Source organism: Acanthopleuribacter pedis (genome assembly GCF_017377855.1).
In the GTDB taxonomy this organism is placed as follows: domain Bacteria; phylum Acidobacteriota; class Holophagae; order Acanthopleuribacterales; family Acanthopleuribacteraceae; genus Acanthopleuribacter; species Acanthopleuribacter pedis.
The window spans coordinates 30572-56272 of record NZ_JAFREP010000048.1 but is presented as its reverse complement, the minus strand read 5'-3'; the positions used below and the strand labels follow the sequence as shown (position 1 = coordinate 56272).

16 protein-coding genes are annotated in these 25701 nt (G+C 56.7%); 5 read left to right on the top strand and 11 right to left on the bottom strand.

The window, feature by feature from the left end; all coding sequences use genetic code 11:
- Positions 1-414: 414 nt before the first annotated feature.
- The 9 genes from J3U88_RS31705 to J3U88_RS31665 form a co-directional block, all read right to left on the bottom strand.
- Positions 415-1431, bottom strand: coding sequence for an AAA family ATPase (locus J3U88_RS31705; RefSeq protein WP_207863044.1), 1017 nt, complete (start codon positions 1429-1431; stop codon positions 415-417).
- Between the two features lie 94 nt (positions 1432-1525).
- On the bottom strand, positions 1526-3256 hold the full coding sequence (locus J3U88_RS31700; protein ID WP_207863043.1) for a peptidase MA family metallohydrolase: 1731 nt from the start codon (positions 3254-3256) through the stop codon (positions 1526-1528).
- Positions 3234-6356 (bottom strand): DUF4175 family protein, encoded by a 3123-nt coding sequence (locus tag J3U88_RS31695; RefSeq protein WP_207863042.1) that lies wholly within the window; start codon positions 6354-6356, stop codon positions 3234-3236. Before J3U88_RS31695 ends, J3U88_RS31700 begins: the two co-directional genes overlap by 23 nt.
- A 7-nt stretch (positions 6357-6363) precedes the next feature.
- Positions 6364-8589, bottom strand: a complete 2226-nt coding sequence (locus J3U88_RS31690; protein WP_207863041.1) for a hypothetical protein — start codon at positions 8587-8589, stop codon at positions 6364-6366.
- Positions 8586-9332 (bottom strand): DUF4159 domain-containing protein, encoded by a 747-nt coding sequence (locus tag J3U88_RS31685; protein WP_207863040.1) that lies wholly within the window; start codon positions 9330-9332, stop codon positions 8586-8588. The genes J3U88_RS31690 and J3U88_RS31685 overlap by 4 nt, the downstream gene beginning before the upstream one ends.
- Complete coding sequence (locus J3U88_RS31680; RefSeq protein WP_207863039.1) at positions 9332-11326, bottom strand: vWA domain-containing protein; 1995 nt, start codon at positions 11324-11326, stop codon at positions 9332-9334. The genes J3U88_RS31685 and J3U88_RS31680 overlap by 1 nt, the downstream gene beginning before the upstream one ends.
- Positions 11327-11360: 34 nt before the next feature.
- Positions 11361-12281: a DUF58 domain-containing protein gene (locus J3U88_RS31675; RefSeq protein WP_207863038.1), complete on the bottom strand. Its 921-nt coding sequence runs from the start codon at positions 12279-12281 to the stop codon at positions 11361-11363.
- Between the two features lie 370 nt (positions 12282-12651).
- Positions 12652-13344 (bottom strand): hypothetical protein, encoded by a 693-nt coding sequence (locus J3U88_RS31670; protein ID WP_207863037.1) that lies wholly within the window; start codon positions 13342-13344, stop codon positions 12652-12654.
- Between the two features lie 165 nt (positions 13345-13509).
- Positions 13510-14904, bottom strand: coding sequence for a S1 RNA-binding domain-containing protein (locus J3U88_RS31665; RefSeq protein ID WP_207863036.1), 1395 nt, complete (start codon positions 14902-14904; stop codon positions 13510-13512).
- A gap of 606 nt (positions 14905-15510) precedes the next feature.
- On the opposite strand from J3U88_RS31665, the gene J3U88_RS31660 reads away from it, so the two are divergent.
- From J3U88_RS31660 to J3U88_RS31645, 4 genes are all read left to right on the top strand, one after another.
- Positions 15511-16152, top strand: coding sequence for a deoxynucleoside kinase (locus J3U88_RS31660; RefSeq protein ID WP_207863035.1), 642 nt, complete (start codon positions 15511-15513; stop codon positions 16150-16152).
- 1146 nt (positions 16153-17298) lie between these two features.
- Positions 17299-18201 (top strand): 3-methyl-2-oxobutanoate hydroxymethyltransferase, encoded by a 903-nt coding sequence (panB, locus tag J3U88_RS31655; protein WP_207863034.1) that lies wholly within the window; start codon positions 17299-17301, stop codon positions 18199-18201.
- 246 nt (positions 18202-18447) lie between these two features.
- Positions 18448-19290 carry a pantoate--beta-alanine ligase gene (panC, locus tag J3U88_RS31650; protein ID WP_207863033.1) on the top strand — a complete coding sequence of 281 codons (843 nt, stop codon included), beginning with the start codon at positions 18448-18450 and terminating at the stop codon, positions 19288-19290.
- A 55-nt stretch (positions 19291-19345) separates the two neighbouring features.
- A complete protein-coding gene (locus J3U88_RS31645) occupies positions 19346-20593 on the top strand; it encodes an MFS transporter (RefSeq protein ID WP_207863032.1) in 1248 nt (415 codons plus the stop codon).
- 340 nt (positions 20594-20933) lie between these two features.
- Here the strand turns inward: J3U88_RS31645 and J3U88_RS31640 are convergent, their stop codons facing one another.
- Positions 20934-21206, bottom strand: coding sequence for a hypothetical protein (locus tag J3U88_RS31640; protein WP_207863031.1), 273 nt, complete (start codon positions 21204-21206; stop codon positions 20934-20936).
- 461 nt (positions 21207-21667) lie between these two features.
- Between J3U88_RS31640 and J3U88_RS31635 the strand changes: the two genes are divergently transcribed.
- Positions 21668-23323, top strand: a complete 1656-nt coding sequence (locus J3U88_RS31635; protein ID WP_207863030.1) for an ATP-binding protein — start codon at positions 21668-21670, stop codon at positions 23321-23323.
- A 114-nt stretch (positions 23324-23437) separates the two neighbouring features.
- Here J3U88_RS31635 and J3U88_RS31630 read toward each other — a convergent pair whose 3' ends face one another.
- Positions 23438-25222, bottom strand: a complete 1785-nt coding sequence (locus tag J3U88_RS31630; protein WP_207863029.1) for a hypothetical protein — start codon at positions 25220-25222, stop codon at positions 23438-23440.
- Between the last annotated feature and the right edge of the window lie 479 nt (positions 25223-25701).

Sequence of the window (25701 nt, the reverse complement as noted above, 5' to 3'; positions counted from 1 at the left end):
TTATTCCCGTGTTTGAACCCCATCAGGGTTCGCCGGATCAATGCCCGTCCAAATATGTTCCGTTATTCCCGTGTTTGAACCCCAACAGGGCTCGCCGGATCAAGGCCCGTCCATATGTTCCGTTATTCCCGTGTTTGAACCCCAACAGGGTTCGCCGGATCAAGGCCCGTCCATATGTTCCGTTATTCCCGTGTTTGAACCCATCAGGGTTCTCCGGATCAAGGCCCGTCCAAATGTTTCGTTATTCCCGTGTTTGAACCCCATCAGGGTTCGCCGGATCAAGGCCCGTCCATATGTTCCGTTATTCCCGTGTTTGAACCCAACAGGGTTCGCCGGATCAAGGCCCGGCCCGTCATATCGGTTTGCGGGCCACAACAGGGTTTACCGGATCGGGCCCCGTTGTGGAAGACCTTGCTAAACGCGGGTCATCTCCCGACACTTTTCGATCAAATTCCGTGCGGTCACGCCCTCCGCCTCCGCTTTGAACGTCGGCATGATGCGGTGGACCAAGATGGGTTCGGCCAAGGCGTCGATGTCTTCTTTTTCGACGGCGAAACGACCCTGCAACAAGGCCCGCGCTTTCCCCGCCAAAATCAACGATTGACTCGCACGCGGACCCGCGCCCCAGCGGATGTTTTCCTCGGCGAACTTGTTGGCGCCTTCCCCGTTGGGTCGGGTCGCGCGAACCAAAGCCACCGCGTAACGGACCACGGTTTCACTCGCGGGAATACGACGAACCAAAGCTTGGTGCGCCAACAGACGGTCGATGGTGTACACCGGTTCAATGGTCGCCTCGGCGCGCGAGGTAGTGTTCATAACCATTTGGATCTCTTCGTCATGCTGGGGGTAATCGACGTCAATACGGAACAAGAAACGATCGAGCTGCGCTTCCGGCAAGGGATAGGTGCCCTCCTGCTCAATCGGGTTCTGGGTCGCAAATACCAAAAACGGTGGGTCCAACTGGTAGGTGGTTCCCGCCGCGGAAACCTGGCGTTCCTGCATGGATTGCAGCAGCGCGGCTTGGGTCTTGGGCGTGGTCCGGTTAATTTCGTCGGCCAACAACATGTTGGTGAACAAAGGTCCCTTTACGAACCTAAAAGCACGCTGACCGGTGGAACGGTCTTCCTGCAAAATCTCGGTGCCGATCAGGTCGCTCGGCATCATGTCCGGCGTAAACTGAACCCGTGTAAACGAAAGGCTGGTGGAGTCGGCCAAGGAGTGGACCAACAAGGTTTTCGCCAAACCCGGCACCCCCATCAACAAGGAGTGACTGCTGGTAAACATCGAAATGATCATTAAATCGATGACCTTGTGCTGACCGATCACCACTTTACCGATCTCGCGTTTGAGATCCTCGTAACCGGAATGCACATCTTTTACTTTTTCGCGGAACACATCTTGGTCCACTTCAGGCGAGGCAACACGCGTCATGGAGACTCCTTCATAATATGGGGGATAGACACCACCTTTCACGCGGAACCGGGGAACCGGACGCCGGAAAAAGGCGGTTTGGAGGCGGGAACAGTTAGGTTTTGGTTTCTTTGTTCCCCACGGGTTTTTTGTTCAGCGTTTCCAGCAAACGCTGAATTTCTTGAATCTCAGCCGCGTCTTTTTCGGCATCGTAGGTCTGCATCAAGAGTCGGTAAATATCCGGGTAAAAGGGGTTTACGCGCGTAGCGGCGCGAAGGTTTGCCGCGGAAGAGGCTTTATCGTCCAATTCCAGGTAGGCACGCCCCAAATGGACCAACATGGTGGCGTCCTCATGCAAAACCGGCACGTTCTCTTGAATCAAATCGATCATGTCGCGAGGACGGTTCAAGAACTGGAGACAGCGCAACATACGCAACAAAATCTGGCGGTGAATGGTTTCGTTGGCAACCACGGTTTTCTGGTACTGCTGCAAAGCGGCTTGGTAACGGTTCCGCTCCAAAAGCAGATCACCCAAACGGGTATGTTTGCGGCCTTTATCGTTTTCCTTGTCCAGCTCGGCAATGCCCTCGGTCGAGGCGTCCTCGTCCAACAACGTGACGCCTTGAAACGGGTCCACCTCGAAATGAACTTTGTAATCGCGGGTCCTCGCCCATTTCTTCCAGTCCTCTTCAAAGGTGCTGAAGGGCACACCCAACATGTCGGACAACACGCTGTCGATGTCGCCTTTCTGGGGCAGATCGACGGCGATTTTGTAAATCACATCCTCGCTTTTGCTCTGGCACAGATAGTCCACCATGGAGGCGGTTTGTGCATAGGCCTGGGTCGCCAGTTCGGCGGTAGGCAGGGCGGCAAAAGACGGCATCATCTGTTCAACGGTCAAGAAGCTATCGGCTTTAATGGCCCTGGCCAAGCTGCTTTCGAGCATGGCGCCAAGCGGATCGGCGTCGGGTTTTTCCCACTTGGCCTCAAAATATTTGGCGACGCCCTCCTGAAACCAAAGCGGTGCCTTGTCATGGCTGTGTTTGGTGAGGATGTAGTGCACGTACTCGTGGGCGATGACGTCGGGCCAGTAGTAGCCGCGGGCGACGCGGCGCGGGGTCATCATCACCAACCGGTTCTCAACACAGAGGGCGATGGTCCCGGTGGTTTCAATTTGGGATTTGGTCAGCGCGGAGGCGTAGGAGAAAAGCTTGTAGTCCGGCATGACCTCAACGATGATTTTTTCGCCGCGCGTAAATTGAAAAATGCGCGCATATTCGGAATACACCCGTTCGAGAATGTCGGGCAGGTAGGCGAGCATGACTTTGTCGGGGCCGTCCTGGTAGCGAATACTGAAATTTTGGGTCTCGAATACCTCGAAGTCCTGAAGCGCCGCGGCGGTTTTCATCAGTTCATCGTAACGGTTGGCCAAATAGCCGTCGACCTCAAGCGTGGCTTTATCCACCTTGCTGAATTGCTGGTGCGCTTTTTCGTAAAGGCCTTGTTGGTGCAATACCCAACCGTGGAACAGGTGATCGAAGTCCTTGGGCAATTTGGCTTGCTCACGGACGCGGTTGGCTTCTTCCGGGCGCAAGGCGCGCAGCAGTGTCATGATCTCGCCGATGGTCTCGGAGTGATCAAAGGCGTTGCGCAAGGCTTTGCGCTGTTCCTCATCGAGTACATCCCGCAAGGCGGCTTCAAAAGCCGCGCGCCGATCCTCGAGCGAACCCTCGTCTTGGCCGGAGCCCGGCGGACTACCGCCGCCATGAGCCATGGCGAGGTTCCCGCAACAGAGAACGGCCGCCAACACGCAAAGAATGAAGTTATTGGTCCATGAGTTTTTCATAGTACTTCCTGATTTCTTTGCCGTATTCATCCGGCAAGTTCTTTTGCAATTGTTTACGGATGGCGTCTTTCATTTCATCGCGAGAAGCCTTTTTCTGACTATCGGGAATATAGAAGTCCTTGATAAGGGGGTCACCCTGCATTCGCTCGCGTTGCATGGGCATGCCACCCATCATCGGCATGGGGTTGCCAGGACTAGGCTGCTGGGCTTGTTGAAGTTGCTCCATCAGCTCACCGATTCTTTGAAGGGTATCTTGCTCATATTGAACGGCCCCTTCCAATTGGGAATTATTTAGCTTGCCCTCGGCCGAGCGCATGGAACGCTGGATATCGCCCAGCTTTTGGAACAGCGGCGAACCTTCCAGAGAATCCCCAGCCTGCTGCTGGAATTGCTGAATCATTTCCTGGAGCTGTTGTTGGCGTTGTGCGAGTTGTTCCTGCTGGTTTTCACCCGATTGTTGCATGAAGTTTTGGCGTTTTTGTTCCATTTGGTTCCGCAGGCCGCGCAGGGCGTCGAGGATTTCCATCAGTTCGTTGCGTGCTTCACCAAAGGTTTCGCGTGCTTGCGGATCGTTTTCCATGCCGTCGGGGACGCTGCGGTGGGCGACGTTTTCGCCCCGGCTCAAAAAGGAGTCGAGTTTTTGGCCGGTCTCCAAGCTGAGCATCAGCTCGCCTTGATCCAGGTATTCCTGCATTTTTTCTGTTTGTTCCAAGGAACGCAGGGTGGCGTTTTGCAAGCGGTCCAGACCATTTTGCTCGATGAACTTGCGTGTTTGTTGCAGGGTACGCAATTCGCTGCGAACGGAATGGCGCCGCCGGTCACTGAGATCCTCGGTCTCGAGCCGTTGCTCCAAATCGAGTTGGCGTTGTTGCAGTTCGTCCATCAGGGTTTCGGTGTTGAAGTCGACAAGACGGTTGTGGAGTTCGGAGATTTTGCGGTGGATGTTCTCCATGATTTTCTTTTGTTCGGCTTGTTGTTGCGGCGAGGGTTGGGCTTGATTACCGCCCATTTTCTGATCCATCTCGCGGCGGAGGCCCTGGGTATCCCCTTCCAACTTCTCTTGTTGTGCCTTGAGTTCGCGCAGGAGACCCATGAACTCACGCATTTGTTTCATCATCTCCTGCATCTCGGGCGACATTTCACCCATGGCCTGCTGCATGGAATTCATGGCACCTTGCATTTGGCGGCGCATTTCCTCCATGAGGCGCTTGGCCTTTTCCATGTCGCCTTCTTTAAGCGCTTCCATGATCTTTTTCTGCATTTCCTGCATTTGATCTTGTTGGAAGTTGTTGGCGTCCATGTTCATGAACTCTTCCATGGACATGTCCATCTGCTGGGCGGCCTTTTCCATCATCTCCTGAAACTCTTTCATGACCTCATTCATGAGTTTCTCGAACATTTTCATCAGTTCTTGCTGGTCCATGTTCTCGCTGTTATCGAGTAATTGTTGGAGCTGGTCGAGGTTCTGTTCCAATTCATTATTTTGGCGTTCCAGTTCCAAAACGGCCCAAATCTTGAGTTGCAACAAAAGTTCATAGGTCAAATTCTCGAGGCGGATCTCCTCGTGCCGGTGGTTGGTACGCAGATGGTTAAAGGCGCCGCGGCGGTTGTAATAGGTTTCCATCTCGGCCCGCATGCGCGAAGCTCGGCTGATGTTGTTGCGGTACTTGTAGAGGAAGTTCTGGTCGAGCCGGGTGATGTTGGGCGTCTCGCGAACCTTGGTAATGAGCAGGTTGGTGAGCTCAGAGCCGCGGTACAAACCCTGCTGAATGCTTTGCCCCAGGATTTTGGCCTCACGGAGCGCAACTTCTTCCGGGCGCGGCGGCAGTTCGGTATCGAGGTTATCGCCGAGGGTATGGGTCATGGTGTCGAGCAGTTGCTTGGCGATTTCCATAAACTCGTCGTACTTACGCTCGGGGCTTTCCAATTCATAGGTCAACTCCCGTGAGCGCCCCACGCCGGGTCCGTTAATCGGATTGTTGTCACGGGCCTCGAAGTAAATCGAGAACCGGGCGGTTTTATCGAGATCCAAATCACTCAAATACCATTGATTGCGGGTAATGAAATGGTTCTTCCGCTCGACGGGAACGGCAATCGGGATGCGCTTCTCGCCCCCTTCCCAGGTCACCACGGCCTCCAGCATCTTTACGCCGAAGTCGTCTTTGGTTTCGACTTCCACGATGAGCGGATCCAACACGTTGAGCATGCCCTCGGGGGTGTGGCTGCGCAAAAGGACCTCGGGGATGTGGTCCTGTTTCACTTTTAAGAGGTAGGGCTGGGTTTGCCCGCCGTTGTGGGCGTCATCCACCAGGAACTTCACGGCGGTATCCTGCAAAAGGACGAATTCATGGGCGACCTGATTGGTTTCGGTCATGGGCAATTCAATGGGTTTGCCGTCATCCTGTTCCAAGAACAAGCGGCGGGTGCCCTCGGGTAAGTCGATCATAAAGCGAACCCGGCTGCCGGGATAAGCGCTAAAGGAACCGGGCTTCAGCGGCAAGGTACGGCCGGGGATTTGGGTGTATTCGGGTTCAAAAATGGTAATGCTGCCCTCATTGAGATCGAGGTGGGTTTGACCGAAACTGATGCTGGGGTTGTAGAACTTGTTGGACAAATCACCGAAAAAGAGCAGGAGCAAGGCCAGGTTAACCGCCGTTAAACTCGCGGCATAGCGGGTCCATTTGAAGCGAGCGGGCTCGCCGTGGGGCAACGCCTGTACGCCGTCCACCACTTGGCCGACGTACTCCTCGCGGAGACCGGCGTCGGATTGATCGCTTTTGCCCTCCACAAAATCCAGGGCGGAACGGATACGCAGGGCCATGTGTGGGTGCAGCACTTCCAAACGGCGGGCGACCTCGCGGGCATTGCGCAGTTGCCAGAAGCGCCAAAGGCCCAGGCCGGCAAAGGCGACGGTGAGGGCCGTCGGCAGATACAAAAGGCCCGGCCAGGTTAGTGAAAAGCTTTTCACCCCAAGGACGGCTAGGAAATAAAGCAGGTAGTAGGCGCCGAGCGCCGCCAACCATTGCATCGCCGTGCGCCAGGCGCGCGTAAGGAGGAGGCGCCGGCCGTATTGGCTCAAACTGTGATGGAGTTGATGCATAACAACCTCAAGCAAGTTGACTGGAACGGCGGACGGCCCATTCCAGGCTGGCGATCAAAAGCAATATCGGCAAGCTCCAGATCCAATTGCGAATTTTGACACGATGCGTTTCGATGACGTGTTTGTCCTCGGGTGTTTTCATGGCCAATTGACGACCCTCGAAGCGGTCGACCCGTGACTGAAACGAACCGTTGGTGTAGTTGGCCAAGCGCTGCAAGGTCTCGGGTACCAAGTCGAGGTTGCGCAATTCGTCTTGGGAACCGCCCAGGAACAGGGTGCGCGGGCGCGACAACTCGGACCAGGGCCCCTCGGTGAAGGCCAAGCGGTAATAACCGGGCCGTTCGGCGGTAAAGGTTTTCTCGGCACGACCACTGTAATCGGTGGTGAAGGTCAGCGAGACGGGATCGCCGCGGTTATCAAGCGGGGTCACCTGCAGGACGGCCTCGGTGGTGGCGGCGGGCTGGTAGTTGCGTTGCCGCAACAGCACTTCAATATCGAGCTTGAGCGGGTCGGCGGCGGTTTTGGAGGTGGTAATGCGGACCTGGTTGAGGGAGGGATCTTGGATGACCCACTTCAACGCCTGTTCCCAGAAATCGTAGTAGGACTCACCGGTTTTGCCGGCGGCCAGGGCGTCCCGCTGCCATTGCCAACTCGAACTTGTATTCAGAAACAAGGTTCTGCCACTTCCCGGCTCCATGACACTGAGGAGCGGCCGGCCCCCTTGGTCGCGCAACAGCGTTTCCGCCCCTTCGTTCAGGCGAACCCCCGCCATGGTACCGGTAAATTTCATGGTGTCGCCGTCGAACAAACGCAGGATGGGATGGTTCTTGCCCTGATCGGTTAAGGTGGAATCATGGGTCTCGGCGTCGAACGGGGTACGGTAATTGGGCGGTACCAACGGCAACACTTCTGCCAGCGGGGTCAACCCCAGACTGGGACCGCCGGCGGTACGCGGCCCCCCGACCACCACAAAACCACCGTGGTGGTTTTGGACGAATTCTTTGATTTTGCTCATCAAACGCCGCGCCTGGTAGGAATCACTGAAGTAGTTACCGGCGTCAAAATCCTGGAATACGACCACGTCGAAACCAAACAGTTGGCGGTCGAAAATCTCTTCGGTGGGAAAAGGGACCAGTGCCATTTCGTCGTGGGGAATGCTGCGGTTGTCGGTGCCAATCTGAACATGTTCACGGGTACGCATAATGTAGAAGGCGGTTAAATCAACCAAGGGGTCGCGTTCGAACATGGCGCGCAAACCTTGCAAGTCCCAGGTAATGCTCCCGGAAATGTGCAACACGCTGATTTTGTCGCGGCCGATATCAACCAAAACCTGTTGGCTGTTGTTTTCGGTATTGGTTTCCAAGTGGTGCGGGGGAATGTGAATGGTGTAAAGATGTTCGCCCTGTTGTTCGGGATAAAACTGAAACTCAACGGTGCCAAACCCCTGGTCATCCAATACCAAGTCTTTGATTTGAATGATGTTCTCACCATCGAGAAGCTGGGCTTGCGTTTGGAAACCGTCCAAGTTGCGCACGATGATGGTGGCGCGGATGGTGAGCGGCGCACGCACAAAGGAAAAAGCGGGCGCGTCGATGGAGTGGATGGCGACCTCGGGCCCGGAGAGTTGGTCACCAATAAGCACGGTATTGATGGGCGGCGCGTTCAAACGGTTCAACCACTGGCGCGTATCCTCAACGGACATCTGACTGAACCGACCCAGGTCGTGGCCGTCGGATAAAAGGGTAAGCGACGTGTAATCAGAATGTTTGCCCAAAAACTGGGACAAGCTGCCGTAAAAGTCGGTCCGGTTGCCGGACAAACGGCGCGGGGCGGGCACGGCGCCGAGCGGCTCGGACACGGTTTGATCAAATTCGTACACGTCAAAATCCGTACCGGCGGCTCGCAGGTCGTCCAGCACGTCAAAGGCCTTTTGGTAACGCGAGCTGCCGTCTTCAACCTCGGCCCCCATACTCCCGGAGCGGTCAATCAGGACGGCCATGCGCGAAGGTTGCGGCTCGATCACTTGGCGGGTGAGGGTGGGATGATGCAGCAAAAAGTAACCCGAGGCCAGCAGCAAGAACCGCAAAAACGCGGAAATCACGCGAACCTTGACGGGCTGATATTGGGTCGCGTAAACGGAATAAACAAAAATTCCGATGGTGGTGAGCAGCACGCCGATTTCAAGCCAAAGCGGACCGATCGGTTGTAGCTCCAGTTGCGGCCAACCGTTCATATGCGACGCCTCCTCTCAATAATCGGCGGAAACGCCCGGTCTTTTTTGTAGTTCAGGGTCAAGGTGTAGTACGTCATGTTGATGCCGAGGCGGAAACACAACTCGCGCCGGAACCCACCGCCGATCTCCATATTGAAACGCCAACTACCGAGCTGGTCGGCCTCCATGGCGCCGAGCAAATCGTTGTGAGAGAAAAAAGCACGGGTACGGCCGCCCATGGTCCAGCCCTCAAGGTAATCGCGTTTGTTGAGGCGTCCGCGTGGTTCTTTTAAAAGGTAATAACTCTGGTAAACGGCGTGATCGCGCGGTAGCGGAAAAGGCCCCTCGAGTTCGGGGTAGACCTTGCGCATGAAGGTCAGCGCGGCTTGGTAAAAAGCGGTATCGCCGTCGGGCGAGGTGTCGTCAAACAACAAAATGCCACCTGAGTTGAGTACCAGTCGCATGGCGCGGGCGTCGCCTTGGCCGGGCTGTTTGAAGGCGGTGCCGCCGCTGATGACAAAAAACGGCGAGTTCACCTTGGCAATTTGCCCAATATTGATCACGGTCGGCGTGGTTTCGATGGGAATGTTGCATCGTTTTTGCACCTCGAAGCTGAGCTTCACCAGGGCGCGGCGCCGTTCTTCCCACTGGTCGCCCAAACGCAACAGGCTGTATTGAAAGGCGCCGGAACGTTCCGCGAGGGCGGGCAGGCAGGCGGCGGTGAGGATGCCCCCACCGGTAAGTAAAAAACGACGACGGTCCATTAGCGCCTCCCCCACTGTCGACTGACCCGAGCGGCCACCAAACTCTCGACAAGAATCATGGCAAACAACATCCATTGCACTTGTGGTGCCAACTCGGCCCGAACGTAACTGCGGAAACCGGCTTGCTCCATCATGGAGGCGCCTTCGCTATCACCGCTCTCGCCGATTTGGTCGAAGGATTTGAAGTCCAACTCGGCGTCGTCGAGTCGAACTTGGACAAACTCGGTGCGGTTATCTAAATCACGCGTATAAATGCCGGGTTTTGGTCCGGCAATATCCAACCCGCGGAACGGCCCGGCAATGTGTTTGGGGTTTAGTGAGGCGGCAATGTCCTGTTCCAACACCTCGGAAACGGTGAGGTTCTGGTAACCGGCGACGCCTTCCTGCTCGGCAAGGTAACGCATCATCTGCCGAACGAAGGGAACGTAACCGAAGCTAAGCGCAAAATTGTTCCAGTCCAAATCAAGCGAGCTGGTCCAAATCGCGAGTCGGCCGGGTTTCAGGTCCATGGTCACCAGCAAGGGGGTGCCGTCGGCAAAGGCAATGGGCACCTTGGCCTGACCGCGGCCAACAGTGATCAAGTTAAACTTGCCGATGTTCATCCCTTCCATGTAGGAAGCCCAGGCATCCTGCTCGAAGGGTGAAAAGAGCGGGTGGTCAAATTCGCGGATGCCGGCGGGGATGGGTGGATCCAGGGTTTTGGTCTCCCATAACTCCAAGCCGTATTCGCCCAAAAATCCGTTCCAAGCCTTGGTGTCAACGCGGGCGCCCTGGCTGATAAACACGCCTTTGCCGGCGTCGAGCGCCTGTTTTAACAGCGCGCCCTGGGGCAGGTCGGCATTGAGCAGGCAAACCACGTCGGCCCAATCAATTTTGGCAGGGCTCAAGCCGGCGGGGCTAATGATGTCGAGGTCGTAGCCGTATTGCTTGCTCTCTTCCAGACCCAAGGCGTTTTTGAAGAAAAAACTCTCGGCGTGCAAGGCCTCGGGGCTGGGATCACCGTCGAGAATCAATACCTTGAGGCGACGGTTACCGCGCGGCGCGTAAATCACCTCGTTGTCCAAATCAAAATCATCGGGCGGCAATTGCAAGGTCAGGGTGGCGGGCATTTCTTCTTGCATCCCAAAGCGATGCACGGCACGGTCGAAGCCGTCTAGGCGCAACGGATGGGTCAGGTTGGTGCCGTCGGAAAAGGAAAGCCGCAGATCGGCCGCGGTCGTCTGGCCGCCGCCGTTCATCAAATCGACCTCAATCGAACTCGCGTCGGCAACCACCTGGTCGACCTTGGCCAAACCGAGGTTTTCGACACCGCGCTCGCGCCGCATGGCGTTGTAAATCACTTCCACGTTGCCGTCCCGCTCGGTCGGCATTTGCGACCAAGCCGAAAGGCTGCCGTCGGTGTAAATGCGCAAAATGGCTTGCTGCCAATCTTTTTCTTTCACGATTTCGAGGGCGCGGCGGTAGCCGTCGTCAAGCTTGGGCGAGCCGGTGGTCGCCTTAAGCTGGGCCAGGACGGAGGCAACTTCCGTGGTGGTGGTCCGGTCCAGGAAGGCGTCTGGGTTGGATGCGAGCATGATCAGCGTGGGCGCCGAACCACCGCGCTGCGACAACATATCCCCGATTTGCTCCACGGCACGTTCGAAAAAGCGCTCGCCGTCGGGTGCGGCCATCATCGAGGCGGAATCGTCGAGCAACACCACCAGCGGCGCGTTAACCTTCAGGCCCGAGGCGCCGAATTTTTCATCAACGTAAGGCTTGGCGAAAATCAGAACCAAAAACAACACGATCAAGAGGCGGAACAGCATCAGGAGCCACTGCTCCACATGGAAACGACGTTTGCGTTTCTTTTCGGCGCGCAGCAGAAAGTCGATGGCGGGAAAGGCGTAGCGCTCAGCACGCGGCTTGTGGCGCATGTGCAGGTAAAGCGGAATCCCAAGGACCAGCAACCCGACAAAAGCGAGCGGCGCCAGAAAAGATATGTTGAGCAGGCTCATAAATAGCGACCTCGAAAGAATTCGTCTCGGGGGATTAGTACATTTTGCGCAGCTTCTGGGCCCGCATCGGACCGTTCAGGCACGCCGCCAGCACCCGCGAGGGCTCTTGATCGGTGCGTACGATGTGGTAATCAACGCCGATTTTACGCATCGCCGCGCCCAAGCGTTCCTGGTGCTCTTGCAAGGCTTCCAGGTATTGCGCGCGAATTTGTTTGCTGTCGGCGACCAAAAAGCGACTGTCTTCCATGGATTCAAAACGGTAAAACCGGTTAAAGGGAAACTCCAGTTCATCGGCATGGAGAATCTGGAACACAATCAGATCGTGACCACGGCTTTTCAAGATGCGGATCTTGGCCATCAAGGCGTCGACATCCACAAGAAAATCGGAAAACAGAACGACCATTCCGCGGTGAACAATTCGATCCTGAGCATGTTGCAACAGGCCCATGATGTCCTGATCACCGCGCGGTTGTACCGAATCGATCACATCACAAATTTGTTGAATATAGGCAACTTGGCTCCGCGGGGGTAAAAACATCACGCCTTTTTCGCCGTGGGTCGAAAGCGCCACGGAATCGGACTGACGAATCAAAATATAAGCAAAAGCGGCCGCCAACATGGCGCCGTATTGAAATTTGCCGACCCCTTGTTCGGGTCGGGGGTAATCCATGGAACCACTGGCATCCAGCAAGAGGTAAGCCCGCAAGTTGGTGGTTACCTCGAACTGTTTGACGTGGTAATTGTCGGTCCGTGCAAACAAACGCCAGTCGATGTAGCGCAGCTCGTCGCCGGGACTGTAGGAGCGGTGTTGGGCGAATTCAACCGAGCCGCCGCGAAACGGTGAAACGTGTTCACCCACCAGAGCCCCTTCCACCACGGTCCGCGCGCGAACCAACAAGCTTTTGATGCCGACCAGAACTTCTGGGCTCAAGTTTCCAATTTGACCGGTGCTCAAGTCCGCTCACTCCTCCAACCGCGGGGCGGTTTGTATGGTCACACAATAGGCGCTGTCGCTGGAAACCCAAGCGGTGTCTTCACGAACACAACGCGTCGCTCTGCGCCGAGGCCGTCTTCCAGTAGCAGGAAGCGTACCGAAAAGAGTTTCCCTATTTATGCGAGAGTTGCGCCCATTTCGTTTCATCATTTATAACAGTAAATTCATCTTTCCACATCCACGGGCGCCAAAAAGAACGGGAATACAAGGGTTTGGGGCGGCAAAAAGCACCGCGCCGGCCGGTCAACAAACCACGCCAAAAAGTCGCGGTCGGCGGGCGGGTCGGGGTCGGACGAACCCACCACCGCCGCGACCCGCCGTTCACGATTGGTTATTTGAGACCGGTGATATCGACGTATTTGGGCTCGAGCAAGGCACGAAAGGCGGCAATCGCCTCGTCCCCGCTTTTTTCGCCAATTTGGCTGTCAAAATCGAGCAGGAAGCGCGCGGTGGTGCTGCCGACCTTCTGGAGGTTGGTATCGGCGATATGGGGCACGGTTACTTGCATTTGCACATTGAGCCCGCTCATGGAGCTGCGCATCATTTGCATTTGGTTGGCGAGCAACGCGTCATCCATGGCGGCAAAGGCCTGGGACATTTCGGTGTTCATCAGGTGCCAACGGGCTTTGTTTCCATCGCGCTCAAGGCGCATCAACTCATTGGAGGTGGCGTCCATAAAGGCGGCAACGTCTTTGACAAACACCACGGCGTCGATCACGCGCACGCCGTCCTTGACAGTGTTGCTGTACTTGCGCAACTGACCGGCGTTGTCGGCGAGGTAATTGTTGAGCCGATCCTCATCCAACAAGGGCATTTCTTTGCCGGACTGACGGGCCATGTTCTCCAACATATCGTGCATCTGGTCGAGCATTTCAAGACGGATTTGGGTGACCCCGGACCCATCGGGCGCCAGATTCATGGTGAGGTTGATTTGCACACAACCGGTGAAATAAAAAGCCGCAAACAGAACGGCGGCCATACGAACAAGGGTCCGGCCGGAAAAAAAAGAGAAAAAAGATGTCACGAACGTCGCTCCTATCGATGAGTACCCGGCCGAGGAAGCGCGTATGGACAAACCAAAAACCCAGTCCGTATGCGCCCCAAAAGTTCCGCGGCGGAAGTCTTGGGGAGCGATGCGGGTTAACTGAACCGCGCCGGGATGACGCGGTCCAGGGATTTGGGGAAACCCTTAGTTGCGATCCGAGAAGTAGGTCGCAAAGGGGTTGTTGTTCAGACTTTCTTCCTGTCCCAGGAATTGGCCCAGCGTGCCGTCGTCAACGGAGGTGGAATCACCTTTGAGGACGAAGGTGTAACGGCCGCGATCATCGATTTCTTCCAAAACAACCAAGTGCTGAGAACCGGGTGCGAATGCTTCAAGGATGTTCTTCATCGCGCCCTGTTTCATGGTGCGCTTGGGAATCAAGCCGCGGGCGGGATCCTCGAGACACTGAACCAACACGCCGGCGGGGATGACCTTGATCACCTCGGCCTTGAGCTCGTCACCGGGCTTGAGGCTTGAGCGAATTTCTTCGTTCCAGCCGGGGAGCGCCAGGGCGATTTTGCGGTCGTGCAGGTTGATCTCAACCAGTTCCAGCTCAACTTGATCACCATCTTGGAAGCTGTCGATGTCGATGTTCTTGCCGGCTTTTTTCATGAAGCGCATGGGCAAGAGACCGTCCACGGCAGGGACCAGGTTAAAAAATACGCCGAAGTTGGTTTTGCGAACAACGGTGCCCGTCACGGTTTGCCCCATTTCGAAGGGCAGCTCGTCCCAGGGGTCGGGCAGAAGCGCTTTAATGGAAAGGGAAATGCGCTCTTTGCCGTTTTTGTCGATTTTGGTTTCCAACAATTTGACTTCGACTTCTTCGCCGACGCTCAAAACGTCTTCAACGCGCTGAACATTGTGGTGCGCCAATTGGCTGATGTGAACCAAACCGGTCAAGCCGCCGAGATCGACAAAAGCACCGAAGGATTGAATGTCGCGAACTTTGCCGGACAATACGGCGCCGGGCTGCAACTTCTCGCGGGTTGCGGCCATCTTCTTCTGGCGTTCTTCTTCAAGCAATGCACGGCGGGAAAGAACGACGTTGTCGCCGGCAGCTTCAAATTCGATGACTTTGAAGGGAAAGGTTTGACCCAACGCGGCGGCGCGATCTTCTTCGTTGCGGAAACCAAGCTGGGAGATGGGACAGAAACAACGCACGCCGTCAACGTTAATCTCAAACCCGCCTTTGATGGCGGCTTGGACTTTCCCCTCAACGGGTTGACCTTTTTCGTAAGCCGCGGCGATTTTGCTGGTGTCGCCGAACCCCATCACGGGATCCAAACTCAGGATGATCGGCTGCTTGTTTTTGACGACGAACACCTCGACTTGCGCGCCTTCTTGGAGGGCGCTCGAACGCTCGTCTTCTTCATCGATGGTGAGTTGTGCTTCGGTGCGCATGCCGATGTCGACATAAGCGACACCTTTGGACACCATCACCACGGTACCCGTCAATTTTTGGCCAGGCTGAACATACTTGACTTCGTTGGCCTGAGATTCGTTTAAAAGTTGTTCAAAACTGGGTTCTTGTTGCTCTTCCATGTTTACTTAGCTCCAGACTCACGGCACTGTCTCCGACACAGCGGGAAGACAAAACAAGCGGTAAAGGCTCGGTTTGTCGGTTAGCGCCTCAACAATTGATTATGGTCGGAAACAGTTTCGGGGGAGAAACAGCTTCCGCGGGTCGGTTGGTCATGATCAGAAGGTTCTGCTCGTCACGGAGGGCGCCGACGAACGGCGCTAGCGACTGAAGGAAAGGCAACCCTTGCGCAACTCAGGGGATTCAACCCGAAGGGGTCGAACGAGCAAGCACACAAAGCAGACAGCAGACTGACCCGCTATTACTATATACCAGAGTGACCGGTAAAGCGCGTGCAATTCTGTTGAAAGTGTGTCGCGGCAACCCAGCCTTCCCGCCAACAAACCCAGCGCGAGCATGATACCTCAAAAAGGCGGCGGGGTCGACGTCGGGCCGAAACCCGCGTTGAGTTGGGTTTGAGCACAGCCTGCTTCGGTGATATAGTTTGGGCCTGGAATGAACGTGATCAACGGCAAGACGGAACCAAGTCGGGCGTGTGCGCCGGCCGGGGTCGCGCATCAGGCCGTCCCGCCCCGTGACGGGCTCCACATCACCATCAGGGAAGGTCCATGGCTTCGCCTTACTCCTACATTGCATTTGAAGGCCCGCTCGGCTGTGAGAAACGGAGCTTGGCCCGGCTGGTCGCCAAAGAATTGGAGGCCGAACTGACGCCGGACCTCGTCGAAAATCCCTTTTTGTGGGACTTTTACAAAAACCGCAACGGCGCCGCCTTCCAAGCCCAGCTTTTTTTCCTGCTCAACCGGTTCCAGTTACTTCAGGGTTTGCGTCAACCCAACCTGTTCCGGCAAACCATCGTCACTGATTTCATTATTGAAAAGGACCGCATCTACGCCTACCAGAACTTGAGCGACAGCGAGTTGGCGCTGTACGAAAAGTTGTACCCGATGCTTACGGCGGATCAGGTCGCCCCCGACCTGGTGGTCTACCTGCAGATGTCGCCCGAGAAAGTGTTGGAGAACCTGCGCAAGCGCAAAGAGATCAAGCAGTTCAACATCTCGCCGGAGTACATCGAGAACGTGGTCGAAGCGTACAATCGCTTTTTCTTCCATTACGAAGCCTCGCCACTAATCATTATTAATGCAAACCACGTCAACTTTTCCAAGGACCGCGCGGCGATCAACGACCTCTTAGAATATTTCAAAAAAACCCTGCGCGGGGTTACCTACTTCACGCCGCAAATCCCCGGCTAGGATAGGCTGGATGGGGACCTGCCTGGTTGGCATGCTTTCGGGACAGGCTCCGCTATGCCTTTTGCCGGTTCGGGACCAGCCCGGGCACGCGTTTCCCCGACTCGGGACGGGCTCGACCATGCATTTCTCCGGCTCGGGACGAGCTCGACCACGCATTTCTCCGGCTCGGGACGGGCTCGACCACGCGTTTCCCCGGCTCGGGACGAGCTCGACCACGCATTTCTCCGGCTCGGGACGAGCTCGACCACGCATTTCTCCGGCTCGGAACGGGCTCGACCACGCGTTTCCCCGGCTCGGGACGGGCTCGACCACGCATTTCTCCGGCTCGGGACGAGCTCGACCACGCATTTCTCCGGCTCGGGACGAGCTCGACCACGCGTGTCCTGTAGGGACACGCACACCCCGATCCCTGGGCCATGCTTTATTTGAATGTGAGGCGAAGCCGAACCACTGCCGGCTACCCTGAAAGGGTTATCTATGACAGCCTGGGGTAAGGGAGCGAAGCGACTGCCACCCTAGGACGCCCCGATTCACCGCCCACCCAGTCCTGAAGGGACTGGCGTTGGCACTGAGGCCGGCACTTACAGCGCCTGCATTTCGGGAACCCCAATGACCCAGGGTAGGCCCCTTTTTCAAAGGGCCCGACCCTGGGCTGCCATAGCTAGCCCTTTCAGGGCAACGGGTTGAAGTCCGCCTTCGGCGAACGTTTAAAAAAATGGTGGGCCCCACATGGCGGTGTGCGTGTACCTTCAGCACACGCGGGAAAAACACCCCATCACCCCCGTTTCCCGTTTTCAGCACACGCGGGAACAACCACCCCATCATCCCCGTTTCCCGTTTTCATCACCCCCGTTTCCTTTTTCATTCTCCTGTCCCCTCTACCACTATCTTCTTTTTCCTTTTCCGAGCCCGGCCCTTTTTGATCCTTGCCTGAATTATGCTTCAGGTCTGTGCTATACTCTCTCCTCGCGCATGGAACCTATTTACCGAAACGACCCCGATCCTCGGGGCGGTCAGGTCTGTTTTTGATTTCCCTGCGCTTGTCCGTCGCTTTCCCCGCGGGTTCACATCCTCCCCGCGGATGACACGACGCCCTCAGGATGGATACACGAGACCCCAAACGGGCTTGTAGTAGGAGACACACACATGAGTTCACCTTTGCAGGAGTCAACCAACTCCAAGAAGCCCCCTGTCCGCAAAAAGACGGTGCCAGGGATTGTTGCGTCGCGAGAAAAACTCACGATGCTTACCGCTTACGACTACTGGACGGCCCAATTGGTCGACCGCGCCGGGACCGACATGATCCTGGTCGGCGACTCCCTCGGCATGGTCGTTCAGGGAAAAGAAGATACGCTGGAAGTGACGGTCGACGAAATGGTCTACCACTGTCGCGCCGTCAACCGCGGCCGTCAACAGGCCCTGGTCGTCGGCGACATGCCTTACCTCAGCTACCATATCAGCCGCGAAGAAACGGTGCGCAACGCGGGCCGCATCATCACCGAAGGCCGTGCCGACGCGGTCAAGCTGGAAGGTGGCCGCAAACGCATCCCCATGATCGAGGCGATTTTAGACGCCGAAATCCCCGTTATGGGCCACATTGGTTTGACCCCGCAATCGGTCAACGCGCTGGGCGGCTTCAAAGTCCAAGGGAAAGATTTTAAGTCATGGCAGCGCGCGGTCGACGATGCACTCGCCTTGCAAGACGCGGGCGTGTTCGCCCTGGTCCTCGAATGCATCCCCTACGACCTGGCCGAGGAGATTACCGGCAAACTCGACATTCCCACCATCGGGATCGGTGCCGGTCCGGCCTGTAGCGGCCAAGTCTTGGTCACCCACGATCTGCTGGGCATGAGCTTCGGGCGTACCCCCAAGTTCGTCCGCCAATTCGCCGACCTCTCGGCAACGGGCGGCGACGGCCTTGCCGCCTTCATCGAAGCGGTTCACGACGGCGCCTTCCCCACCCTCAAGGAATCGTTCAAGCCAAGCAAGAAGGCCGACAACATCCAGCTTTACGGCGGCGACTTAAGCCTCACCGCCAAAGTCGGCTAACCGCCCTCTTTTCTCGTAACACCTTTTTCCGAAGCCGTTGGGATCGCCCCCAACGGCTTTTTTCATAATACGCCGGGGTTAACCTGATGCGCCCTGACGCACTTCTTTCGGTAACCTTACCCAAAATGTGCCATGATGGCGCATGTCTCAAGGGTACCCAATCATGCTTGCTTCGCCGTCGCCTCGCCGATGGGCGCGGCCCGCGTTGTGGGTACGGTTTCCCGACCCCCGCCAAAGGAGCACATCATGAGCCAACGCATCGACGGCCATCCTTATGAAATGATCCAAATCCTCGAACACCAACGTCGCGAGGGCAACACCATCGGTTTTGTGCCAACGATGGGCAGCCTGCACCGCGGCCATCAAGCCCTGGTCGAAGCGTCCCGCAACGACGGCAACTTCACGGTGGTTTCGGTGTTTGTGAATCCCGCCCAATTCGGACCCAACGAGGATTTCGACACGTACCCGCGCGACAACGACCGCGATTTCGAACTGGCCACGGCGGCGGGCGGCGACCTGGTCTGGTACCCGGACGTCGCCGATCTCTACCCCGCCGAGGCACAAACCAGCGTCTTGCCGGGCGACTTGGCCGCCAAACTGTGTGGGGTCAGCCGGCCGCAATTCTTCCCGGGCATCTGTACGGTGGTCCTCAAGCTGCTCAACCTGGTGCGCCCGCACCAAACCTACTTTGGCGAAAAAGATTTTCAACAACTGGCGATTATCCGCCGCATGGTGGCCGACTTTTACCTCAACGTCGACGTGGTCGGCTGCGCCACGGTCCGCGAGGACGACGGTCTGGCTATGAGCAGCCGCAACCGCTACCTCAAGCCGGCGGATCGCGACATAGCCCGCACGCTGTACCGCACCTTGCAAGCAGCAAAGGCTGCGTTCGCGGCGGGCGAACGCGATGCAACAGCCCTCAAAACCCAATTAACCGAGGCTTGGCCGCAAGGTTTGGAACTGGACTACCTGGCGTTCCGCGAACCCGAATTCCTTAACGAGGTGACCCAACTCGAGGCGGACACCCGCTTGTTCCTCGGCGCATGGTTGCGCGGCATTCGCCTGATCGATAACGCGGCCGTCGGCTAAACCCCTTTTTTCCAAGCGCGTTCACCCCAACAATCCCTTCGTGAAGGAGTTTCCCTTGCGCAACACGGCCCCAACCGCCCAGCCCGCGGACAAACTCGGCAACATCTCGTTTATCGCCTTCACGCTGACCCAATACCTGGGTGCCTTTAACGACAACGTCTTCAAACAAATGATGTTGTTCATGGCACTCAGCATTTCCGCCGACGACAAACAAGGCGTGGTGATGGTCATCTTCTCCGTGCCCTTCCTTTTGTTCAGCGGCATGGCGGGTTTGGTCTCCGAACGCTTCTCCAAAACCACGGTGATGCGCGCCTCCAAGGTCGGCGAATGGGTGATCATGGGGCTGGGCGCCCTCGGGTTCTACCTGCAAAGCTGGGAACTCCTGCTCTTCACCCTGTTTTTGATGGGAACCCAATCCACCTTCTTCGGCCCGGCCAAATACGGCGCCATCCCCGAAATCGTGCAAACCAGCCTGCTGGTGAAAGCCAACGGCATTGTCCAAATGACGACCTTCCTGGCGATCATCCTCGGCATGGCCTTCGCGGGCATTCTCACCGACAGCCTCAAGGGTCAACTGTGGTGGGCCGGTGTCATTTGCATGGGCATCTCCATCCTGGGCATCCTTACGGTCTACCAAATTAAACCGCGCCAGGCCAACCGACCCGACATCCCGTTCGGCATCAACCCCTTCGGCAACATGGGCCGCAGCCTCAAAAAGATTTGGCACGACAAACCCCTGCTCGACACGGTCATCGCCGCCTCGTTTTTCTGGTTCTCCGGCGGCATCGTCACCCAAGCAATTAACAACTACGGCACCCGCTTGCTCGGTCTCGACGAACGCAGTACCTCGTTCCTTCTCGCGGCACTGTCGGCCGGCATTATGTTGGGTTGCCTGCTCTGCTCCCTGATCGAAAAGAAACTGGGCAGCAAACGCACGATCATCCTCGGCGGTGTCTGTGTCGCCGTCGGCGAGGGTCTGCTGTATTTCACCAGCATGCCGATGGGCATGATTTACACCTCGCTCCTCCTGGCGGGTATCGGCTCCGGTTTGTACTACGTCCCGATGGCGGCGTACATGCAGGCCAAACCGCCGCTGGGTGAAAAAGGTGAAATCCTCGGTGCGATTAACTTCTGCAATTACATCGGCATCGTCGGCTCAGGCCTGGTTTGGACGGCGCTCACGAAACTCGATATTCCAGCCAACTGGAGTTTGGTCGGCTTGGCGCTGAGTTTGGTGGTTCTGATTGTGGTCATGCTGCCGCAGCTCGGCCACCTGGACGAATCACTCGACCATGAAACCTAGGCAGCGCGAACACGCGCGAGGATTTTAGCGAAACCACGGGGTGGCAACGGCCGGCGAAAAAGGCCGGCGCGGTCGCGTGAAACGGGTTAGTCCGCATTTCTCACAAGGATTCGTCGCGAGAAGCTGAAAGCCTTGTGAGTACGAAGATAACGACCGAGAGACGGCATAGGGGGCCGACCTATCGCGGGGCCGACCTATCGCGGGGCCGACCTATCGCGGGGCCGACCTATCGGCATAGCAGCTGAGGCGAAGGCGGCTCGACCGAGTAAGGCGGATGGCCGCCCCCTTGTAATCGCAGGGGTTTCGGCTTCGTAGCAGGATTCCTTGTGAGAAATGCGGGCTAGAACTTGGGCTGCTTGGGCAGGTTCGCGGCTTGCGCCGCTTGGGGCCGTGCTTGCCCCTGGGCACCTTGCTGGGTGCCCTGCTTACGACGCACCCAATTGAGCGCCTGTTGGAAGTTCTGGCAGGCACCTTGGAACGCGTCCATCCGAAAGAAGGTGACGGGTCGGTTTCCGCCGCCGTTTTGCACGGTGAATCCATTTTCGTCAACACCCAACAAGACCGACTCGGGGAACGCAGACCGTTTCCCATCCGCTTCGAAACACAAAAACATAGCGCTTGCTCCCGTTTTTTTGTCACATTACCACAGGTCAGGGTCGAAGGCGTCCCCCAAAATGGCGGCGAGCCGACCCACCGCTGACCCGGAAAAACACCCCGGTATTTTAGCCGAGGGCCTTCGCACACTTGGGTAGCATTTCACACCCTATGCAAAAAACCGCTTTTTTCCGAACCCGTTACCCAAGCCGGCTGGGAATTGTTTTTTGCAATAAGGTCTGCAACCCGTGTTTCAGCCCATTCTTTTTATGTTTTCGGTAAAAAGGGTCGTTAACAATCGTATCCCCCTAATTGAAAAGTTCGATTCACCGGACAGACCCAAAACCCTGTTTGCAATCAAAGCAATGTCTTCTACCCCAACAAACTAAGAAAAGCGGTGTTTTCCCGAGGACGTCGCACCTCCCGAACAGGCCGCACCACGGCCACCACTCAATTCAACACACAACAACGAGGCGCAAGGTGACCTTCAAAACCGGAATAAAATGGAGCGGCGGCATTGCCGGCCGACTGGTTTTTAACATTCTCCTGATGAGTTCGGTTTTCACCTTGGTTGCCACCGCAATTCAGCTCTACCTGGACTACAACAGCGACGTGGGCCAGCTCAATGCGCAGATGGAACAAATCGACAACAGCTTTGTTCAATCCATCACGGACGATGTATGGAACATCGATTTTGCCCAGGTCGCGGTACACCTGAATGGGATCCTGCAGTTACCGGACGTGGTTTATGTCCGGGTAGAACCGGTGGACTTTGACACCATCGCGGTGGGCAAACCGGCCGTGGGCGCCAAACTGGTGCGCCGGGTGCCGCTTTTTCTGGATAAAGACGGGGTGCGTAACCACCTGGGAACGCTGACGGTCGAGGCGGGCATGGACGGTGTGTACCAGCGCTTGCGGCGCCGCGTTTCGATTGTATTGGTCACCCAGGCGATTAAAACCTTTTTGGTTTCCGCGTTTATGCTGTTTATTTTCAACCAGATTCTCATTCGCCACCTGGACAAAATCGCGGCCAAGGCACGGGATTTCAGCCTCGACGATCCCAGTGAAGCGTTAACCCTGGAGCGCAGGTCGAGACAGGAGCGACCGGACGAACTGGACGACGTGGTCTCGGCTTTTAACCAAATGCAATCGGCACTGCATCACTCTTACCAGAAACTGCTTGAAAACCACGAGGAACTCAACCACCACAAGGAGAACCTGGAAAAGCTGGTCGAGGCACGCACCGCCCAATTACACGCGACCCAACAGGGCATGATCGAAAACGCGCACCAGGCGGGTATGGCGGAAATCGCCATCGGCGTACTGCACCACATTGGCAACACGCTCAACAGCCTCAACATCAGCGGCCACGTCATTAACGAAACTTTGCGAAAGTCGGCGATTGAAAAGGTGCGGCGAGCGACACAACTGGTGGAAGCCCAGGGAGACGAGCGGCAAACCTTTTTCGAAAAAGATCCGCGCGGCCGGCAACTGACGACCTATTACTTCGAGGTCGGCAAACAATTAACCCGCGAGCACGCGCACCTCAGCAAGGAGGCGCAGAAACTCGAGAAGTTCATTAAAGACATCAAGGACACCATTTTTTCCCAACAGGAGTACGCCCACGTGGGATCGATTGCCCAGGCAATCGATCCAGCCAACCTGTTTAAGGAAGTACTGCGGTTGGAACAGCTCTCGCTGGCCCAGGCCAAAATCAAAGTCGCGCTCGACTTCCAAACGACACCGCGCTCGTTTCTGCCGGTCAACAAAATTCGTTTTGTCATGCAGCAATTGCTGAAAAACGCCAGGGACGCCGTCAAACACGCCGAAATCAACCAGCCGGGTTTGATTCGGGTGTCGCTCCATTACGATGCCGCCGCAACCATGATCCTGTTTGAGATCAACGACAACGGGGTCGGTATCGGCGAGTGCGACCTGGTCAATATTTTCCGCTCCGGTTATTCCACCAAAGAGGGCGGTTTGGGTTTCGGTCTGCATGCCTGCGCCAACATCATGGCGGAGTTGGGCGGCGCCTTAACGGCCCATAGCAACGGCCCGGGAAGCGGCGCCACCTTTAAGGTCGCCTTCCCGGTCAAGTCCCGAGTTCAAGTTCAGGAAACCCGCAAGGACGCCTAACCCAGGAATGGTGGTGGTCACGACCCAACGCCGTTGGTTGTGTTGAAACGGCGCGGGCGGGTCAAAGCCGACCACCATGGCGCCCGCGGCGGGCAAGCTTACATCGCGGCCGCCTCAGTTCAGGGCTTCCTCGCTCCAAGTGGTGCGCAAATAACGCAGTTGCGTGGTGACACCGATCTGGTTTTCGGCACAGAGCTTAAGCGCGTTGGGTGAAAAGCCCTCCAGCGCGAGCAGACCCGCGAAGGTCTCGGCCGTGCCCTCGGCCTCTCGAAAGAAACGGATGCGCGAGAGAAAGTCGTGGACGGTGTCCACGTCCACCCAGCGTTCGCCACAAATGACATCCACCAGGAGCACCCGCCCTTTTTGGTCGGTAATTTTGAGGTCGAAGCGGCATTTGTCACCAATCCGCTTTTCGGCCACATACTGCCAGAACACGCGCCCAACCCGAAAGACGGACGCGTCGTCGAGATGATCGAAGTAGGTGTCCAGCGTAAATTCGGCGCGCTCGCGCATGTCGTAACCCAACTGGAGCGCGGCGAAACGCGGCGACACCTTGTGTAGCAAACTCTCCAAGGTGGGGTAGTGTTTGCGCAAGCTTTTGAGACGGTGACGGTAAACGGGTTCCAAAACACGGGCGGCCCCGCCCTCGGGCGCAAAACGCTGGTGAAGCACCAACTGGAGCGTCGGGTCGCGGTGGCCCTGGTAGACACGGTGGCGGGTGGTGGTCAAGATCAAGCCGGCGTTGTGCAACATGTCCAGCCGCGTTTGCAGCGCGGTTTCTTGGGTTTCATCGAGTTCGAGATGTTCCAGCAATTGCGCGACGCTCCAGTCTTTGCCCGCGCGGTCGGTGAACACAAACAAGAGTCGCCGCATCAAGGGGTCGTCGAGATCCAAGGCGGAGCTTTCGAACGCCAACATCCACGACAGCGCCAACACCTCGTCGCGCTCGCTCATCACGCGCGTCACGGCTTGTTTGACGGCGGCGGAACTGTCGAGATCAAGCGCGGCACGACCGGCACGGCGAACGACTTGCGCGATGGTCCAGGCATCGCCTTGGGTAATGCTGTTCAGCAATAGGGCGCTTTCGTTGGTCAACCCGACGTTGTAATCCTGGGCATAACGGAACACGGCCTCAAGCCCTTCTTCAAAAGACAGACAGGGATCCCAATCGTAGAGGGTGACGGCACCGGCGCGAACCAAAGGATCGATCATCGCGGCCTGCCGACCGCGTCTGGAAAGCGCCAGGAGGGCCGGCGCGCTTTTGGAAGCCAGCCAAGGCTCGAAGAACGAAACAGCCGAGGGTTCGCGCACTTGTTTTAAGGCGTCGCTGGTCACCACCGTACCCAAACGCTGGAATTCATCCAGCAAGACCACCACCGGCGTTTTAAAAATTTGGGCGTAGCGATGGGGCGCGCTAAACGCCAATTCGGCAGCCTGGTCGTTGCGACCGCCGCTAAAGAACACCTGTAACTGGTGCACATCCTCGGCAATCGCGTGGAGTTGTTGGGCCTCGGCAATGCGTGCAATATCTTTAAAATCATAAAGTTGGGTTACACGATCCGGTTTCATCAAACGAAAGGCCAGGTAATGGGAGGCAAAAACCCGGAAGTAATGCTCGGCGAGATTGGGCAGCCAAATGGAGGCGGCCGGGATTTCGTAATAAAAAGGAACGCAGTCGGTGCGTTGTTGCCAAAGCCGGTTAAACAAACGTTGCAAAAACGTCGACTTCCCACTTCCCGCGCGGGCAACCAATGCCCGACTCTGAGCCAAACCCCGGGGTATCCAGGCCAACCATTGCTCAAAGTTGTGAATATCGGTGTCGCGTTCCACATACAGCGAATCCGGTCCCAGGCGTTCCCCCAAGGGGAACAAGTGTTGATGTTCCAATACTGTTCGCAAGCGCGCGCTCCTCAGTGGCCAAAAGATGAACCGCCTTACTTTAACCCGATCCGTGTGAGCTTTCTTTGAGGAAGTACGACAATAGGAAACATAAGTGGAGACAGAACACCGCGGCGGGCGGCCTGTGCTAGGATGAGGTCGTATTTCCGAATCACAGGAATCGGTCCGATCCGCGCACCTCGGCCAAAATGCCGCCTACCGAGACAAACCCGGCGCCGACAGCGCTTTACGCGGTGTTTCGGGGTGGGTGACGGGCATGGTGATTCGCATATCGCATTTGACGACTTTCCGACGGCTTCTAGGAAAACGCGCTGACCTGATTTAAGGTGCCCTTACGCGTTAACCTAGTGAGTATGCCGCGTTTTTTTGCCGACGCCCTCGGCACCCCAAAACCTTTCCGGCCGCGGGAACGACTTACCTACGAACATTCGTGTTCCTATTGATTCATTTAGGCCGACCGAGGGAACTTTTTTCAGGGA